The 17,728-nt window shown below is 67.6% G+C and carries 15 protein-coding genes; 2 read left to right on the top strand and 13 right to left on the bottom strand.

Going from position 1 to position 17,728, the window contains the following annotated elements; all coding sequences use genetic code 11:
* Positions 1 to 104: 104 nt before the first annotated feature.
* From rlmN to DOM45_RS05240, 6 genes are all read right to left on the bottom strand, one after another.
* Positions 105 to 1,238 carry a dual-specificity RNA methyltransferase RlmN gene (gene rlmN, locus DOM45_RS05265; protein WP_110598473.1) on the bottom strand — a complete coding sequence of 378 codons (1,134 nt, stop codon included), beginning with the start codon at positions 1,236 to 1,238 and terminating at the stop codon, positions 105 to 107.
* 82 nt (positions 1,239 to 1,320) lie between these two features.
* Positions 1,321 to 1,749, bottom strand: a complete 429-nt coding sequence (ndk, locus tag DOM45_RS05260; protein ID WP_110598472.1) for a nucleoside-diphosphate kinase — start codon at positions 1,747 to 1,749, stop codon at positions 1,321 to 1,323.
* Positions 1,750 to 2,007: 258 nt separating this feature from the next.
* Complete coding sequence (locus DOM45_RS05255; protein WP_110598471.1) at positions 2,008 to 2,334, bottom strand: HesB/IscA family protein; 327 nt, start codon at positions 2,332 to 2,334, stop codon at positions 2,008 to 2,010.
* Between the two features lie 44 nt (positions 2,335 to 2,378).
* Positions 2,379 to 3,557: an aminotransferase class V-fold PLP-dependent enzyme gene (locus tag DOM45_RS05250; protein WP_110598470.1), complete on the bottom strand. Its 1,179-nt coding sequence runs from the start codon at positions 3,555 to 3,557 to the stop codon at positions 2,379 to 2,381.
* A 77-nt stretch (positions 3,558 to 3,634) separates the two neighbouring features.
* Positions 3,635 to 4,117, bottom strand: a complete 483-nt coding sequence (gene iscR, locus DOM45_RS05245) for a Fe-S cluster assembly transcriptional regulator IscR (RefSeq protein ID WP_110598469.1) — start codon at positions 4,115 to 4,117, stop codon at positions 3,635 to 3,637.
* Positions 4,118 to 4,238: 121 nt separating this feature from the next.
* A complete protein-coding gene (locus DOM45_RS05240; protein ID WP_110598974.1) occupies positions 4,239 to 5,027 on the bottom strand; it encodes an RNA methyltransferase in 789 nt (262 codons plus the stop codon).
* Positions 5,028 to 5,255: 228 nt separating this feature from the next.
* Here DOM45_RS05240 and DOM45_RS05235 point away from each other — a divergent pair, with 228 nt between their 5' ends.
* Positions 5,256 to 6,050 (top strand): inositol monophosphatase family protein, encoded by a 795-nt coding sequence (locus tag DOM45_RS05235; RefSeq protein WP_110598468.1) that lies wholly within the window; start codon positions 5,256 to 5,258, stop codon positions 6,048 to 6,050.
* A 189-nt stretch (positions 6,051 to 6,239) separates the two neighbouring features.
* Here the strand turns inward: DOM45_RS05235 and DOM45_RS05230 are convergent, their stop codons facing one another.
* The 5 genes from DOM45_RS05230 to speB all read right to left on the bottom strand — a co-directional run bounded on the left by DOM45_RS05230 (position 6,240) and on the right by speB (position 13,821).
* Entirely contained in the window at positions 6,240 to 8,081 is a 1,842-nt protein-coding gene (locus DOM45_RS05230; RefSeq protein ID WP_205909395.1) for an autotransporter domain-containing protein, read from the bottom strand.
* Positions 8,082 to 8,243: 162 nt separating this feature from the next.
* Positions 8,244 to 9,686, bottom strand: a complete 1,443-nt coding sequence (locus tag DOM45_RS05225; protein WP_110598466.1) for an aldehyde dehydrogenase family protein — start codon at positions 9,684 to 9,686, stop codon at positions 8,244 to 8,246.
* A 32-nt stretch (positions 9,687 to 9,718) separates the two neighbouring features.
* Positions 9,719 to 11,338 carry a 5-guanidino-2-oxopentanoate decarboxylase gene (locus DOM45_RS05220; RefSeq protein ID WP_110598465.1) on the bottom strand — a complete coding sequence of 540 codons (1,620 nt, stop codon included), beginning with the start codon at positions 11,336 to 11,338 and terminating at the stop codon, positions 9,719 to 9,721.
* On the bottom strand, positions 11,335 to 12,738 hold the full coding sequence (locus DOM45_RS05215) for a sodium:solute symporter family protein (RefSeq protein ID WP_110598464.1): 1,404 nt from the start codon (positions 12,736 to 12,738) through the stop codon (positions 11,335 to 11,337). Before DOM45_RS05215 ends, DOM45_RS05220 begins: the two co-directional genes overlap by 4 nt.
* A 114-nt stretch (positions 12,739 to 12,852) precedes the next feature.
* Positions 12,853 to 13,821, bottom strand: a complete 969-nt coding sequence (gene speB / locus DOM45_RS05210) for an agmatinase (RefSeq protein ID WP_110598463.1) — start codon at positions 13,819 to 13,821, stop codon at positions 12,853 to 12,855.
* Positions 13,822 to 13,998: 177 nt separating this feature from the next.
* On the opposite strand from speB, the gene DOM45_RS05205 reads away from it, so the two are divergent.
* A complete protein-coding gene (locus DOM45_RS05205) occupies positions 13,999 to 15,426 on the top strand; it encodes a sigma-54 interaction domain-containing protein (RefSeq protein WP_110598462.1) in 1,428 nt (475 codons plus the stop codon).
* A 45-nt stretch (positions 15,427 to 15,471) separates the two neighbouring features.
* Here DOM45_RS05205 and DOM45_RS05200 read toward each other — a convergent pair whose 3' ends face one another.
* Both DOM45_RS05200 and secF read right to left on the bottom strand, forming a co-directional pair.
* A complete protein-coding gene (locus DOM45_RS05200) occupies positions 15,472 to 16,608 on the bottom strand; it encodes an AI-2E family transporter (protein ID WP_110598461.1) in 1,137 nt (378 codons plus the stop codon).
* A 207-nt stretch (positions 16,609 to 16,815) separates the two neighbouring features.
* Positions 16,816 to 17,727 carry a protein translocase subunit SecF gene (secF, locus tag DOM45_RS05195; protein WP_110598460.1) on the bottom strand — a complete coding sequence of 304 codons (912 nt, stop codon included), beginning with the start codon at positions 17,725 to 17,727 and terminating at the stop codon, positions 16,816 to 16,818.
* Position 17,728: the final 1 nt, after the last annotated feature.

Here is a 17,728-nt window from a genome sequence, read left to right as displayed (position 1 = left end):
CGCCGGACCGGGGCGAAGTCAAGGTGACGCCCGTTCGACGCCAGGCCGATCGGAAGGCGCCCGGTCGTCTCCGGAGAGCTGGCCCTGCCGCTGAGCGCGACAATTCAGTCGGCGTCCAGCTGGATCGACTGGATGTAGCGCTCGTGGCGCTTGGTGCGATCCTTGACCTTGCCCACCAGCTGGCCGCACGCCGCATCGATGTCGTCGCCGCGGGTCGTGCGTACCATCGCGGTGTGGCCGAGCTCGTAGAGCCAGCTCTGGAAGCGCATGACCTGATTGCGCGATGGCTTCTCGTACCCCGAGTGGGGGAACGGATTGAAAGGAATCAGGTTGATCTTGCACGGCAGTTCGTCGAGCAGTGCGACGAGCTCCTGCGCATGGACCTGCTGATCGTTGACGTCCTTGATCAGGGTGTACTCGATCGTAATGTGGCGCGCGTCGCCGCACTTGGCGAGATAGCGCTGACACGAATCGAGCAGCTTGCGAATGTTGTACTTGCGATTGAGCGGTACCAGCTCGTTGCGCAGCTCGTCGTTGGCCGCGTGCAGCGAGATGGCGAGACTCACGTCGATGTCGTCGCCCAGCTTGTCGATCATCGGTACCACGCCGGAGGTGGAGAGCGTCACCCGGCGCTTGGAGAGACCGTAGGCGTTGTCGTCGAGCATCAGCTTCATCGACGGCACCACGTTGTCGTAATTGAGCAGCGGCTCGCCCATCCCCATCATCACCACGTTGGTGATGGCTCGTCGTCCATCCGGTGCGCTCATGCGGCCGCCGGCCCGCTGCTGGGCGACCCACACCTGGCCGATGATCTCGGCGCTGGTCAGGTTGCGCTGGAAGCCCTGCTTGCCGGTGGAGCAGAAGCTGCAGTCCAGCGAGCAGCCGACCTGCGACGACACGCAGAGCGTGCGGCGCGTGCCGCTATCGGCCGGAATCAGCACGGTTTCGACATAGCTGCCATCCTCGACCTCGAGCACCCACTTGCGGGTGCCGTCGCTGGAGGTCCCTTCGTAGACCACGCTCGGGCCACGGATCTCGGCGTGTTCCTCCAGTCGGGCACGCAACGGCTTGGAGAGGTTGGTCATCGACTCGAAGTCGTCGCAACCTTCCTGATGGATCCATTTCATGACCTGGGCGGCGCGAAACTTCTTCTCGCCCAGAGAGACGAAGAATGCCTCCATCTGCTCGCGAGAGAGCCCCAGGAGATTGGTGCGGGGGGTGGCGGTAGCAGCGCTCATAGCAACGGCATCGGCTCGAGAGTGGCGGGGTGTCCGGAGACAGGGGTGACCGACCGGCGGGAGAGGCCGGTCGGTCGACGAATCAGCTGCGCGGGCAGAGTTCGTTATCCTGGAAGAAATAGCTGATCTCGCGCGCGGCGGACTCCGGTGCATCGGAACCGTGCGCGGCGTTGGCATCGATGGACGATGCGAAATCGGCGCGGATGGTACCCGGTGCGGCTTCCTTCGGGTTGGTGGCGCCCATCAGCTCGCGGTTCTTGGCGATCGCGCCCTCGCCTTCGAGGACCTGGACCATCACCGGGCCGGAGGTCATGAAGCTGACTAGGTCGGCGAAGAAGCCCCGCTCCTTGTGCTCGGCGTAGAAGCCTTCGGCCTGCTCCTTGGAGAGATGCAGCATCTTGGCGCCAACGATCTGCAGCCCGGCTTTCTCGAACCGGCTGTAGATGTCGCCGATCACGTTCTTGGCAACGGCATCGGGCTTGATGATGGAAAGCGTACGCTCGGTGGCCATGACTTCGGTCTCCTGGCTGTGGTGAATCGATCGCGATCATCGCGAACGAAAAAAGGGGTGAAGATGCGAGACGACGCGCCTCCAACCGATCGTGTCGTTAGATGGCGCGCCGTCCGAAATCGTCGCTGGCCGGGGTGGCGGATGCCTGCGGGTACCGCGCGCCAGCCGAAAAATCGCGCCATTGTAGCGCAAGCCCGCGGGCTACGCATCCCGGCCGTCACCGCGCCGGGGCCACGGCGAGAGGGGGGGCGGGGGAGGTCAGACGTTGAAGCTTTCGCCACAGCCGCATTCGTCGGTCACATTGGGATTGTTGAAGCGGAAGAAGCGGTTGAGTCCTTCACTGACGTAGTCGACTTCGGTGCCGTCGAGGATCGCCAGCGCGTCCTTGTCCACCAGCACCTTGACGCCGCGCTCCTCGAACGCGACATCTCCGTCACGCAGGTCGTCGGCGATGTCGAGCACGTAACTGTAGCCGGAGCAGCCGCTCGGCTTGACTGCCACCCGCAGCCCCAGGCCGCTGCCACGCTCCTCGAGGACGTGACGGATCTGGGTGGCGGCGGATTCACTGATGGTGATGTTCTGCATGCTATCTCTCCTTGCCAAACGGGAGTGGCGCAGACGCCACTCCCCTAGCGATGATTCAGGGCGGCGGATTGCGACGGTTGACGCAGCCCGCTCAGGGCACGGCGTATGTCGGCCACGGCCGCATCGATCTCGTCGATGGTGGTGAACCGGCCAAAGCTGAAGCGGATCGAGGCGAGCGCCTGGACGTGGGGCACGCCGATCCCCTTGAGCACGTAGGAGGGCTCCACGCTGGCCGAGTTGCAGGCCGACCCGGTGGAGACCGCGAGTCCGCGCAGCGCCATCAGCAGCGATTCACCGTCGACCCCGTCGAAGGCGAGATTGACGATGTTGGGGACGGAGCGATCCAGCGGCGAGTGGTTGTGGATGCCGCCACAGTCGGCCAGCCCATCGAGGAACCGCCGACGCAGTGCACGGGCGTGCTCGCCGTCGGCATCGCCCTCGTCGCGTGCCAGCGCGAAGGCCTCGCCCATGCCCACGATCTGATGCGTAGGCAGGGTGCCGGAGCGCATGCCACGCTCGTGACCGCCGCCGTGGATCAGCGCCTCGATGCGCAGATCCGGGTCGCGGCGCACGTAGAGGGCGCCGATGCCCTTGGGGCCGTATACCTTGTGTGCCGATAGCGACATCAGGTCGATCCCCATCGCGCCCACATCCAGCGACAGTCGCCCGGTGGCCTGGGCGGCATCGACGTGAAAGCGCGCACCGAACTCGTGGGCAACGGCCGCCAGGCCGGTGAGATCGTTGACGCTGCCCAGTTCGTTGTTGACCGCCATCAGCGAGACCAGCACGGTGTCGTCGCGCATCGCCTCGCGCAGCTGCGCGGGCGTGACCCGGCCATCCGCTCCCGGGGTCAGCCAGGTGACCTCGAAGCCTTCCGCTTCCAGCGCGAGCGCAGTATCCACGATCGCCTTGTGTTCGATGATCGAGGTCACCATGTGGCGACCGCGGCCGCGGTTGGCCCGCATGAAACCGGTCAGCGCCAGATTGTCCGCCTCGGTGGCACCGGAGGTCCAGACGATCTCCCGCGGGTCCGCGGCGATCAGGTCGGCGACCTGGCGGCGGGCATTCTCCACCGCCTGTTCGGCCAGCCATCCGGGCATGTGGCTGCGCGACGCCGGGTTGGCGAAGACCCCGTCCAGCGTCAGATGACGCATCATCTGCTCGGCCACCCTCGGATCGGTAGGGGTGGTGGCGGCGTAATCGAGATAAATCGGAGCGCTCATGGCACGGAGGATCTCTGGCTATCGGTCGAAATGGAGTCGGATACGTTACGCCGAAGTGTAGTCGCTGGATGACCTGACTAGCGCGACGACACGGCAATCGTGGCGACGTCGTCGGCGAAAGCGCTCACCTCGGGTTCGGGGCGAGTGGCGCTGCGAGCCTGTTCCCGGCGTACCAGCTCCTGCAGGCTGATATCGCTCAGGAAACGCTGGATTTCGTCCGACAGGTCGCACCACAGATGATGCGTGATGCACTTGCTGCCCTGATGGCAATCCGCCTGGCCCTGGCAGCGAGTGGCGTCCACCGACTCGTTGACCGCATCGATCACACCCGCCACGGAAATCTCCGCCGGAGCACGACCCAGCAGGTAGCCGCCACCCGGACCGCGCACGCTGGTCACCAGCTGCGCCCGGCGCAGACGGGCGAAAAGCTGCTCCAGATAGGAGAGCGAGATGTCCTGGCGCTTGGAGATATCGGCCAGGCATACCGGTCCCTGATCGGCGTTGAGCGCCAGATCGAGCATGGCGGTGACGGCGTAGCGGCCTTTGGTGGTCAGACGCATCGGAGGAGTCGGCGGTCGCTGCAAGGATGCCGGCATTATGGAAAACCCGAGTAGAACGGTCAACCATTCCCCGCGGCGCCGTGCCGCCCCGGCACCCTGCGAGGCGAGCCCGTCGGCACGCTCACTCGCCGTCGCGGCGCGGGGATGGGGCGGTGTCGCGCAGGCGCTTGTCCATGGTGCCGAGGATGCCGCGCAGGATGTTCATCTCCATGCTGTCGAGATGGGCGCGCAGGAACAGCCGGCGCAGGCGTGCCATGAGCTGGCGCGGGTTGTCCGGGTCGTGGAACGCCAGCGTGGTCAGGGTGCGTTCGAGATGGGCGAAGAAGCGCTCCATGTCGGCGTGGCTGGCCGGCGGGTTGTCCCAGGCCACGCCGAACGGCTGGGCGGCATCGTCATCCGCGGCCGAGTCGCTGGCGGTGAGCCACGCCTGACGGCACTCATAGGCCAGCACCTGCACCGCCGCGGCCAGGTTCAACGAGCTGAAATCGGGGTTGGTGGGGATGTGCACGTGCTGATGGCAGCGCTGCAGCTCGGCGTTGGTCAGCCCGGTATCCTCGCGACCGAACACCAGCGCGAGGCGGGCGCCATCGGGGGCCAGCGCTTGCGGCAGATTCTCCGCCAGGGCCCGTGGGCTGACCATCGGCCAGGGTAGATGGCGCGAGCGCGCACTGGCGCCCACCACCAGGGTGCAGTCGGCGACCGCCGCCTCGAGCTGGTCGTGGACGCGGGCGGCGTCGACCAGGGCGTTGGCGCCGGAGGCGCGTGAGTAGGCCTCGCGATCCTTGGGGTCGCAGCGCGGTGCCACCAGCGCCAGGTCATCGAGCCCCATGTTGCGCATGGCGCGGGCGGCCCCGCCGATATTGCCGGGGTGACTGGTGCCGATCAAAACGATACGAATACGGTCGAGCATGGCGCTGTCGGGCCTGGGGGTGTCGGACATGGGTCTGTCGAGCCTGGGGGTGTCGAGTAGCGGGATACCGCGTCTAGGGCCGGCGAGCATGAGCGCGTCGACCATCGGGCGCAAAAGGGGAAAACGCGTAGTCTAGCATGCCCGGGCTCTGTTAGACTCTGCCGCGCTCTTTAACAGCTTTCGATCCCGCTCTCGATACCGTTCTCGATAGATACCAAGGCCAGATCCATGCATCCGATGGTTCAATTCGCGCTGCGTGCCGCACGTAGCGCCGCTGAACAGTTCGTTCGCATCCGCGACCGTCTCGAAGTCAGCCACGATGAGCAGGCCACCTCCGGTCTGCTGCAAGACACCGCGCGTAATGCCGAAACGCTGATCGTGCATCAGCTCACCCGTGGTTACCCCAAACACGGCGTGTCCGGACGCTTCACTCCTTACCGTGAAGGCAAGGGGGAGGAGCGCGACACCGTATGGCACATCGAGCCCTTCCACGGCGAGTCCAATCTCGGTGTGGGGAGTCGCCAGTTCGCGATCTCGATGGTGTGCCTGGTCAAGGGTCGCCCCGAGCATGCGGTGATCGTTGCGCCGTTCAGCGACGATGAGTTCCTGATCAGCCGTGGTCGCGGCGCCCAGGGCAACGGCAAGCGCCTGCGCGTCTCCAAGACGGTCGGGGTGCCCGGGGCGCGCCTCGCGCTCTCCTGGCCCAGCGAAGAGTACCGCTCGCGCTGGCTGCCGCAGTATCTCACCGTGGTCGAGCGTCTCGGGCCGCAGATCGATACGCTGATCGGCAGCGGCTGTGCGCTGCTCGACATGATCGAATTCGCCGCCGGCCGTACCGATGCCGCCTTCGTACTCGGCCTCGAAGAGCAGGATCTCTGGGTCGGTTCGCTGCTGCTCAAGGAGGCCGGCGCACTCTCCGGCGCTATCGACGGCTCGCCCAGCGTGACCGTGGGCGGTAGCCTGATGGCCGCCGGCCCGCGCCTCTACAAGGCGCTGGCACAGCAGTTGAAAGCGAGCGTCTGAGACGTCGGGCGCCAGGCGCTGTTGAAATAGAGACACCCCGCCGGTTCTGCCGGCGGGGTGTCTTTGTTTATGGCTGGTGTTTATGTTCCGTGTCGATGGTTCGGGCTGCTGAAGGGGGGGGGCTGCGTCGTTCTGCGCTGAGTTGTTCCGCGCTGGGGGTAAGGGGCGCCGGATAGGGCGCCCCGGCGCTCAGATACGCTTGCCCAGATTCACGAACAGCGTGCTGGTGCGCGCATTGTCGGGATCGACGCTGGCACCGAGCTGGGTGTCGAGGCCCCAGAGCGTGGCCCGCGCGCCGACGTTGACCTCGACATAGTCACGGTCGAAGGTGAGCTTGGGCACGCGATAGTCGCCCAGCTGCGGCAGGCTCTGCAGGGTCGCCGCGACCCCTTCGCTCTCTTCGAACTCGTGGTTGTAGGTGAGCTGCAGGTAGGGGTTGAGCGTCGGCCCGTGGCGCCGGATCTGCCAGCCGACCCGGCCCACCAGCGAATCGATCTCCTGGTCGGGATAGCTCAGTGAGGTCGATGCCTGCCCCTCCTCGTCGTAGCCGTCGAGCTTGACCCGCTGCCAGGTCACTCCGGCGATCGGCCCGGTGCGCACGTCGCCCTCGGGAATCGCGAAGGCGCGGAACTCGTAGCCGGCGTTGAGCGCGGCGGTCAGGTTGCTGCCCTCCGGCGAGCCACGGTGGTGGCGGGTCGCGCTGCCGAGCTGCACTTCGCGGTCGATGTCGTAGTCGAGCCAGCTGTAGCTGAGCTGGGCATTGACCCAGGCGCTGTCGGCGTACCAGCCGGAGAAGAGGCCGACGGTGGTGTCCTTGCGCTGAAAGTCGCCGCGGCCGTCGCCGAAGTCGGCATCCTGATCGCCGTAGCCGACGAACCCGCCCAGTACCAGCCCGTCCCGATACCAGTCCACCCCGAACAGTCCCGCCGGCATGCTGGCGTCATACAGATCGCCGGAGTCGAGCTGCTGGTGCTCGGCGCGCAGATCGCCCCACCAGCGCAGGCCGTTGGCCAGTGGCACCGCATCGAGATGCTCGGCGACCCGATTGGCCCGCGAGCGTCCGCTGAGAACCGCCGAATGGGTCAGCAACTGCTGCTGCTGCGGGGCTTCGAGCAGCGAGATCACGTACTCGCCGATGATCCGGTGGGTGGCGGTGGTGGGGTGGACGTCGTCGGCGAACACATAGCTTTCGTCGGCGCCGGGGGCGACCAGGGTATCGGGTGTGCACAGCGGCAGCGTCTGGGTACAGGCGCGGTCGGTGACATTGGTGAAGCCGTAGGCGACGGGCTCGGCGACCACCTCCTGCAGCAGGCCGAAGGTATCCACCGGGATCACTTTGGCGCCGCTGGCGGCGACCGCCGCATAGAGCGCGCTGTTGTACTGGCTCGCCAGCGCGGTGGCGCCGGCGCTGGTGGCAGGGTCGCCATTGAAGCGCGGCGTCAGGCCGAAGTCGGGAATGTTGAACAGCAGCACATGGCGCGCACCGGCCCCTTCCAGCGTGGCGAGAATCCCGGCGGTGCCGGTGACCGCGGTGGTGATGGTGCTCTGGGCGTCGGCACCCCCGGCCACCGCGAACAGATCGTTGGCACCTCCCCACACGGCATAGAGGGCATCGCCATCGGCCACGCCGCCGGTGCTGGCGAGGTAGGTCGCGACCTGCTCGCCGAGGGCGGGCGCGGCGCCGAACGGGGTCGCCGCGGGCGTGGTCACCCGGGCGCCGCCGGCGGCGTAGTCGTTGCCGCCGACATTGCTGGGCTGGGCGTTGCTGGCGTAGTGGCCGGCGACCCGCTCGGCCCATACCGGCCCGGGGTTGGTGGTGAAGCGGCCGATGAACGCCTGCTGGCTCGGCGTCAGCGAGAGCGCGCTGCCGATGGCGCCTCGATAGTAGCCGCTGTCGCTCAGGCTATCGCCGAAGAAGACGGTGTCGTCGAAGGTGTCATGGAAGCTGGAGGCGGCCAGCGCCGGGAGCGGCAGGGCGCTGGCCCCGACGATCACCCCCAGCGCCAGTTGCCGAGAGCGCGGCATTGGCATGGTATCGATCCCTTGTGAGCTGTTGTCATGGCTCGTCGGGGTGGGTGCCGGCCGCGCGGTAGAATAAGGGCGACGCGCGGTTCTCGAACGAGCGTTTACGTTATGACACAGCGCCGCCGCCGCGGCTGTAAGAGAAAGGTCGCATGGCGTCTCGACCGACGCTTACGCCGGGCCAATCACGTGCTTGATCTCCACGTAGCTGGCGAGTCCCCAGGGGCCCAGCTCGCGGCCGATGCCGCTGCGCCCGAAGCCGCCCCAGCCAGCCTGGGGCAGCACCCGCTGCTCGCCGTTGAGCCATACGCTGCCGGCGCGCAGCGCCCGAGCCACGTCACGCACACGGTCGAGGTCGCCACCGATCACGGTAGCGGCGAGACCGAAGTCACTGGCGTTGGCCAGCGCGATCGCCTCGGCGTCGCTGGCCACGCCGCGCGCGCACAGTACCGGGCCGAAGATCTCCTCCTGCCACAGACGACTGGTCACCGGCACGTCGCGGTACAGGGTGGGGGCGACGAACTCGCCCTGGGGCGGTAGCTGGCGGTGGCTGGCATCGCGCACCGCGACCAACCCCTCGCTGACGGCGAGGGCGAGATAGGCTTCCACCCGCTCGCGCTGCCGGGTGCTGGTCATCGGCCCCATGTCGGTCCCGGCGGCAAGCGGGTCGCCCAGGCACAGGGCATCGATCCGCTGGGCGAGCGCTGCGTAGAGCGCCTCGGCCAAGCTATGTTGCACCAGCAGCCGCGAGGTGGCCGAGCAGATCTGGCCACTGTTGAAGAAGATCCCTGCCATCACCCAGTCGGCGGCGCTGTCGACATCGGCATCGTCGAGCACCAGGATCGGTGACTTGCCGCCGAGCTCCAGCGAGACCCCGCGGCTGCCGCTGGCGGCGGCGCGCATCACGGTCTCGCCCACCGCGTTGCTGCCGGTGAACGAGAGCTTGTCGATACCGGGGTGGGCGCTCAGCGGAGCGCCGATGCCTTCGCCGTCGCCCAGCAGCAGATTGAATACCCCGGGTGGCAGATCGATCTCTTCGGCGATCTCGGCCAGGGCCAGCTCCGGCAGCGGCACCACCTCCGAGGGCTTGAACACCACGCAGCAGCCGGCGGCGAGGGCGGGGGCGATCTTCCAGGCGCTGGTCACCAGCGGGAAGTTCCACGGCGTGATCAGGCCCACCACGCCGGCTGGCTCCTCATAGATGCGGGCATCGATATCCGCGGCGGGTTCCACCGGGCGCCCCTGGCGCGCTTCCAGGGCGTGCGCCTGGGCGGCGTAGTAGCGATAGCAGGCCACGGTGTCATCGAGGTCGATATGGGTCTCGGCCAGGGCCTTGCCGTTGTTGCGTGCCGAGAGCCGGGTCAGCGTCTCTCGGCGGGTCTCCAGGGCGGTGGCCAGGGCCTCGAGATAGGCCGCGCGGCGCGCTCCGCCGAGGGCATGCCAGGCCGGCTGGGCGTCGCGGGCCGCGTTCACCGCGGCATCGACGTCGGTGGCTGCGCCGGCGGTGATCTCGGCCAGCGGGCACTGCTGGTAGGGGTCGCGCACCGTCAGCCGGCGCGTGGCGGCGCTCTGCTGCCAGCGGTTGGCGATGAACTGTTGCGTCAGTCGTTGCATGGAAGCGGCTCCGAAGCGGGTTCAGGCGTCGATCAGGGCGTGGCAGCGCTGCCCCGGGAAGCAGGGGACGTGGCCGTCTGCCACGCCGCGGCATCGATCTCGAGCAGCCGTGGGGCCGTGCAGGGTGTGGCCAGAGCCTCTGCCAGCGCCGCCGGGCTAAATATGCGTTCGGCGGCACAGCCGAAGGCATGCGCCAGCGGCAGGAACGCCGGTGCCGCGGGGTCGACGCCGAGCGGGGCAATGCCGGCGTGGGTCATGGCCTGGCGGATCTCCGCATAGCCGGCGTTGTGCCACAGCACCAGGGTGAGCGGCAGCGCCAGCTCCACTGCCGTGGCCAGCTCTGCCAGGGTGAACATCACGCCGCCATCGCCGACCAGCGCCACCACCGGGCGCTCGGGGCAGGACAGCGCCGCGCCGATGGCCGCTGGCAGGCCGTAGCCGAGCGTGCCGTAGCCGGTGGAGGCATTGAACCAACCGCGCGTCGCGTCGCGTTGGGCCAGATGGTTGCCGGCGTAGACCGGCGCGGTGGAGTCACCGACCAGCACGGCGTCGCGGCGGTGCTGGTCCAGGGCATCGAACAGCGGCACGAAGGGGGCGAAATCCGGCCGGGTGGCCAGCGCCAGCGCTGCCTTCAGCTCAGCCACGCGGGCGGCCGCTTCATGCGCTCCCGGCGCCAGCCGTGGCAGCAGGTCGCGCATCGCCGCGCCGGCCTCGGCCACGATGCCCAGCGCCGGCAGGTGGTTGCCGCACAGCTGGCGCGGATCGATGTCGATGCGGATCAGCCGTTCGGGGAGCGTGAAGCCGCCATCGAAGGTGACGTCGTAGTCGGTTTCGCCCAGCTCGGTGCCGATCGCCAGCACCACGTCGGCCTCGGCCACCAGCGCGCGCACCTCGGGCCAAGTGGCGTTGGCGCCGAGATCGAGCGGGTGCCCTCGCCCCATTACGCCGCGGGCATTGATGGTGGTCAGGGTGGGGGCATCCAGGCGCTCGGCCAGGGCCCGCGCCGCCGCCGGGTCGGCGATCGCACCGCCGCCCAGCAGCAGCAGCGGGCGCCGGGCGGCGCCGAGCCACGCCGCCGCCTGGTCGAGTGCCGCCGTCGCGGCCTGGGGTGGGTGGCAGCGCCCGGGCAGCGGCAGCTCGGCGTCGAGCGGGGCATCGAGCAGGTCGCGCGGGATCTCGATGTGCACCGGCCCCGGCCGCCCGGTGTGCAGCAGCGTCCAGGCCCGCGTCAGCACCCGCGGCAGATTGGCCGGGTCGAGCAGGGTATGGCTGAACAGGCTGACCCCGCTCAGGGTCTGCTGCTGCGATGGCAGCTCGTGAAGCCGGCCTTCGCCCATGCCCAGCTCGGCGCGGCGGTTGACGCTGGAGATCACCAGCATGGGCACGCTGTCGGCGAGTGCCTGGCCCATCGCCGTGGCGATGTTGGTCATCCCCGGGCCAGTGATGATGAAGCAGGCCGCCGGGCGCCCGCTGGCGCGGGCATAGCCATCGGCCATGAAGCCCGCGCCCTGCTCGTGACGCGGGGTGACGTGGCGCAGCCGGCTGCCCTCGAGCCCACGATAGAGTTCGATGGTGTGGACGCCCGGAATGCCGAAGACGGTATCGATGCCGAGCGCTTCCAGCGCCCGCACCAGCCAGTGTGCCACGCTCATGCGCTCTGCTCCGGCTGGGTCTCTGCGGCCACGGGGCGGCTGCGATCCGGGCGCAGCAGGCTGACCACGATGAAGCTCGCCAGGCTCGCGGCCAGTCCGGCGTAGATCGGCGAGTTGGCCAGCAGGCCATCCTTGAGCATGAACACGATCACCCCCAGCGAGCCGGCCGCCATCGCCGCGATGGCGCCGCTGTTGGAGGCCCGGCGCCAGTAGAGCGCGCCCAGGATCGGCACCAGCATGCCGCCGACCAGCAGGTTGTAGGCGATGGTCAGGGCGCCGATCACGTCATCCACCAGCAGCGCGATGACGATGGTGACCAGCCCCATGAGCAGCGTCCACAGGCGGTAGCTCGAGACCCGCTCGCTCTGCCGGCCACCACGCAGCGCCGGCAGCAGGTCGCGGGTCATCAGGGTCGAAGCGGCCAGCATGCCGGCGCTGGCGGTGGACATCATCGCGGCCATCGCGGCGGCCACGATCAGCCCGCGCAGTCCATCCGGCAGCGCCAGCTGGGCGACCGCGGCAAAGGCATTGTTGGGATCGGCGAGATCGGGCAGGAGCACGCTGGCGGCCACGCCCACCAACGCGCCGATGGCACCGTAGATCAGGCAGTAGACCCCTGCGGCGGTACCGGCGAAGCGGGCCACCCGGGTCGAGCGTGCGGTGAACACCCGCTGCCAGATGTCCTGGCCGATCAGGATGCCCAGGAAATAGATGACTAAGTAGGTGACGATGGTGGACCAGCCGATCCCGGTGAGCGAGAAGTGCCCCGGTGCGGCGCTGGCGACCAGCGTGTCCCAGCCGCCGGCGTAGTGCACCGTCAGCGGCAGCATCAGGCCGATCATCCCCACGGTCATGATCACGAACTGGACGATGTCGGTGAGCGTCAGCGACCACATGCCGCCGAGTGTGGAGTAGATCACCACGATGGTGCCGCCGATCACCACGCCGACCCAGGAGGGCAGCGCGAACAGCACCGTCACCAGGGTGCCGATGGCAATGGTCGACGTAACCGCGATCATCAGGTCATAGGCGAGCATCACCGTCGAGCTGACGCTTTTGGCCGCCGGCGTGTAGCGGCGCTCGAGCAGCTGGGTGATGGTGTAGAGCTTGAGCTTGGCCAGCGGCTTGGCCAGGACCAGGCTGAGCACGATCAGCCCCAGGCCCAGGGCGCCGCACAGCCACAGCCCGGAGAGGCCGTAGACGTAGCCCAGTTTAACCGTGCCCACGGTGGAGGCGCCGCCGAGCACCACCGCGGAGAGCGTGCCCAGATAGAGCCCTGGGCCCAGGCGGCGGCCCGCCACCAGATAGTCGTCGCTGCTGCGGGCGCGTTTCATGCCCCAGCAGCCGAGAAGCAGCATGCCCGCCGCGTAGAACGCGACGACGAGAAGATCCAGCATCATGATGTTTTACCTTGCCGCCGTGCCGGCGGCGATAGTTGTTGTTGAAGGTGGTTGTGCAAGTTTGCTGCAAACGGTCGTCGTGAACTGTCGCCGGCGACCGGGCGCCGGTCGGCGTCAGCGGCGCTTCACGCCGGGCAGCACGCAGAGCATCTCGAACAGCAGATTGGCGGCGACCACCGCGGTCTGGCCGTGGGCATCGTAGGGCGGCGAGACCTCGACCAGGTCGCAGCCGACGATATCTAAGCCGTGGCAGCCGCGGATGATCTCCAGCGCCTGGGGGATGGTCAGCCCGCCGATCTCGACGGTGCCGGTGCCCGGGGCGTAGGCGGGGTCGAGGCTGTCGATGTCGAAGCTCAGATAGACCGGGCCGCCGCCCACCTTTTCGCGAATCTCTGCCATCAGCGGTGTCAGGCTCTGGTGCCAGCACGCTTCCGCAGGGACTACCTGGAAGCCCTGCTCGCGGCCCCAGTCGAACTCGTCGGCGGCGTAGCCGGTACCGCGCAGGCCGATCTGGGCCACGCGCTGGGTATCCAGCAGCCCCTCTTCCACCGCACGCCGGAAGGGGGTGCCGTGGGCGATCTGCTCGCCGAACATCTGATCGTTGACGTCGGCGTGGGCATCGACATGGATCAGCCCCACCGGACCGTGCTTCTTGGCCATGGCACGCAGGATCGGCAGGGCGATGGTGTGATCGCCGCCCAGGGTCAGCGGGATGACGTCGTGGCCGAGCAGCTCGTGGTAGAAGCGCTCGATGATGCCGACGCTCTTCTTGAGATCGAAGGTATTGATCGGCACATCGCCGATGTCCGCCACCTGCAGGCTCTCGAAGGGCGCGGCGCGCGTCGCCATGTTGAATGGCCGCAGCATGCGCGACTCGTCGCGAATCTGGCGCGGCCCGAAGCGGGTGCCGGGACGATTGGAGGTGCCGATGTCCAGCGGGATACCGACGAAGCAGGCGTCGAGTCCGGCAGCGCTGTGCTGGGTCGGCAGCCGCATCATGGTTGCCGGGCCGCCGAAGCGGGGCATCTCGTTACCGCCCAGTGGCTGGTTGAGCGGGGCGCGATCCGTAGGCTGGTGGGGCATACCATCTCCTGGGTTGTGATTGTCGAGGGATCGATAATCACCACGCATAAAGCGTGCCAACCGTAACCCATTGATTCTACGAACTTGGTGACGCACGTTGATGCGTTATTGTATCGATTGCTTGTCGCTTCCGATTCATTAACGTATCAATGATGCAAAACCGAATCGGAGACGACGATGATTGAGGCCCAGGCGGACCGTGCCACCCTGGGGGCCATGGTCCAGACCGCCCAGGACCATCTGTTCGTGGTCGATGCGGCGGGGCGCATCCTCGATGTCAGCCCCGGCGCCGCGACGGTCTATGGCATGCCGCGGGAGGCGCTGTGCGCGACCACCGTGCAGGCGCTGCAGGCCAGCGGCGTGCTCTCGCCCTCGGTCTCGCTCGAAGTGATCCGCACCGGCCAGCCGGCGCAGCTGATGCAGCGCACCGGCACCGGCCGTCAGGTGATCGCCGAGGCGCATCCGGTCTATGTCGACGGGCGCCTGGTGCGAGTGATCAGCCGTTCGCGGGATCTCACCGATCTGCGTCTGCTGCAGGACGAGTACGCGCTGCTCCAGCAGCGCTTCACCGAGCATCTCAAGCGCCACCACGAGGCGCCGGCGGAGATCCCCGTCGAGGCCGGCGAGCTGGTGGTCAAGAGCCGCCTGATGCGCGAGATCACCCAACTGCTCAAGCGCAGCGCGCCGACCGATGCCACGGTGCTGATGCTGGGGGAGTCGGGGGTGGGCAAGACCGCCTTCGCGCGCCAGTTGCACCGCTGGAGCCGTCGCCGCGATGGCGCCTTCGTCGACGTCAACTGTGCGGCGATCCCCGAGTCGCTGTTCGAGTCGGAGATGTTCGGCTACCAGCCCGGCGCCTTCAGCGGCGCGGCGCGACAGGGCAAAGCGGGGCTGCTGGAGCAGGCGCACGACGGCACCCTGTTCCTCGACGAGATCGGTGAGCTGCCGCTGACCATGCAGTCCAAGCTGCTCAAGGTGATCCAGGATGGCTCGCTCACCCGGCTCGGCGACACCCGTTCGCGGCGGGTCGACTTCCGCCTGGTGGTGGCGACCAACCGCGATCTGGCGCGACAGGTGGAGGAGGGCGCCTTCCGGCTCGATCTCTACTACCGGCTCAACGTGATCCCGGTGACCCTGCCGCCGCTGCGCGAGCGCCGCGAAGAGATCCGTGGGCTGGCGGAGCGCCAGCTGGAACGGCTCAACCGCCGCTACGGCGATGACAAGATGCTCCACCCGCGGGCCTGGGCCGAGCTGATGAGCGCCGAGTGGCCGGGCAACGTGCGTGAGCTGGAGAACTGGCTGGAGCGCGCCTGGCTGGCGGCGGAGGGCAGTGTGATCGGCGGCCCGGCGGGCGCCGAGCCGGGCAGTGCCGGGGCGCCGCCGTCGCAGCATCCGACGGAGCCGGCGAGCGGCGCGCTACTGGGCGAGGGCGAAGGGCTGAAGGCCGCGCTGGCGGCTTACGAGCAGCGCATCCTGGCCCAGCTCGCCCACACCCATGGCTCGACCTACGCGCTGGCCGAGCGCCTGGGCATCAGCCAGCCCAGCGTGGTGCGCAAGCTGAAGCGCTACGCCATCACCCTGGGGCGTGAGCGGGGAGACAGTTGAGCGCCCATCGCTCTCATCGATAAGGGCGCGTAGCGATCAGGATGCCTAGCGGTCAGGGTGCTGGCCGGTATAGCGGGCGATCAGCCGCGGATTGCCGTAGCCCCAGCGCTCCGCCTCGCTGGGGGCGTCCGGGGCCTCGTCGTCGTGCAGCCACTCGCGCCAGCTGGCGACCAGCAGGGCCATCAGCACCGGGCCCACGAACAGCCCTACCAGTCCCATGGTCTTCACCCCGCCCACTAGGCCGAAGAAGGTGGGCAGGAAGGGCAGCTTGATCGGGCCGCCGACCAGCCGCGGACGCAGCGTCTTGTCGACCACGAACAGCTCGATTGCCCCCCACAGGAACAGCCCGATGCCGTTGGGCAGGTGGCCGGTGGCGATCAGATAGAGCGAGACCAGCGTGAAGGTGAGCGGGGCACCGCCGGGGACCAGCGCCATGAAGGCGGTGATCACCCCGAGCACCACCGGCGACTGTACCCCGGCGATCCAGTAGGCGGTGCCCAGCACCAACCCTTCGCCGAGGGCGATCAGGCCCATGCCGACCACGGTCGAACTGATGGTCGCCGGCACCACCCGCGAGAAGCGCTGCCAGCGCGCCGGCAGGATGCGCTCGCCGACGATATCCAGCTGGCGCGCCATGCCCACCCCATCGCGGTAGAGAAAGAACAGCGTGATCAGCATGAACAGCAGGGTGAGCGCGAGATGCACCGCGTTGCTGCCGAGCGCCAGCACCCAGCGCGAGATATTGCCGATGTGCTCGCCACCCACCAGTTGGAGATAGGACTCCAGCGCATGCGGTTCGGCCAGATAGGTCTGCCACTGTTCGTGGACCCAACTGCCGATCCCCGGCAGTTCGGCGGCCCAGCCCGGCGCAGGAATGCCGTGCTGATTGGCGGCCAGCAGCCAGCCGATCCAGCCCTTGAGCTCCTGGAAGGCGTAGGTGCAAGCCATCACGATGGGAATCACCAGACACAGGATGATCAGCACCAGGGCGATGCTAGCGGCCAGGGTGCGACGCTGGCCGCAGCGCGCCAGCAGCCAGCGGTAGAGCGGCCAGCTGGCGACACAGATGATCAGCGCGGCGAGCACCGGAATCAGGAAATCGATGAAGAAGTAGACGCCGGCGATCATCACCAGCACCAGCAGCCAGCGGGCGACGCTGGAATCGGCAAAGATAGGAGCCATGGATCTCCCTGATGGCAAGCGTGGAAGGCGACTCATCATACCCCAGCTCGGCGCGATGGCGTCGAGTCTCGAACGCGGCTACGGCCAAGGATGAGGACGGTACGGGGTGACGAGAATTCTGGGCCTGGGGAGGCGGCAACGTAGAACGACAATGTAAAAGGCCTCTCCGGGGAGAGGCCTTGGATCCAGCATGTGTCTTGGCGGGGCTCAGGGCAGCTCCTCTTCGCCCTCGACGTTCTCCTTCTTCACCGGGATCAGATCCTGGCGCTCCAGCTTGAACACGATCAGCAGCGCTGCCGCCACATAGATCGAGGAGAAAGTACCGGCGACGATCCCCAGGATCAGCGAGATCGAGAAGTTGTGAATCATGTCGCCGCCGAGGAAGAACAGCGCGAACAGCACCAGCAAGGTGGTTCCCGAGGTCGCCAAGGTCCGTGACAGGGTCTGGTTGATCGCCTCGTTGAAGATCTGGGCCAGATCGTCGCTGCGCGACAGCCGGATGTTCTCGCGAATTCGGTCGTAGACGATGATGGTGTCGTTGAGCGAATAGCCGATGACCGCCATGATCCCGGCCAGCACGGTGAGATCGAACTCCCACTGGAACAGCGCGAACAGTCCCAGCACGATCAGCACGTCATGCCCCAGCGAGATGATCGCGCAGAGGGCGAACTTGTACTGGAAGCGGAAGGCGACGTAGACCGCAACGCCAGCCAGCGCGATCAGCATGCCCAGACCGCTCTGGTCACGCAGCTGATCGCCGACCTGGGCGCCGACGAACTCGGCGCGAACCAGATCGATCTGGGCACCGCCACTGCTCAGTGCGGAGACGACCTGATTGCCGACGTCGTTATCGAACGTCTGCTGCAACCGAACCAGAATCTCGTCGGTCGCACCGAAGGTCTGGACCTGGAAGTTCTCGAATCCGCTGTTGGCCAGCAGGGTGCGGATATCATCCAGTGACGGCGCCACGGCGTAGTGGAGCTCGACCACGGTGCCGCCGGTGAAATCGAGGCCGAGGTTGAGATGCAGGATGGCGAGGGCCGCTATCGATACGATCGTCAGCACGATCGAGACGATGAAAGCGATGCGGCGTTTGCCCATGAAATCGAGTTGGCGCATT

It is taken from the genome of Salinicola lusitanus, from assembly GCF_003206045.1.
GTDB classification, from domain to species: domain Bacteria; phylum Pseudomonadota; class Gammaproteobacteria; order Pseudomonadales; family Halomonadaceae; genus Salinicola; species Salinicola lusitanus.
This window is presented reverse-complemented; position numbering and strand designations above follow the sequence as displayed.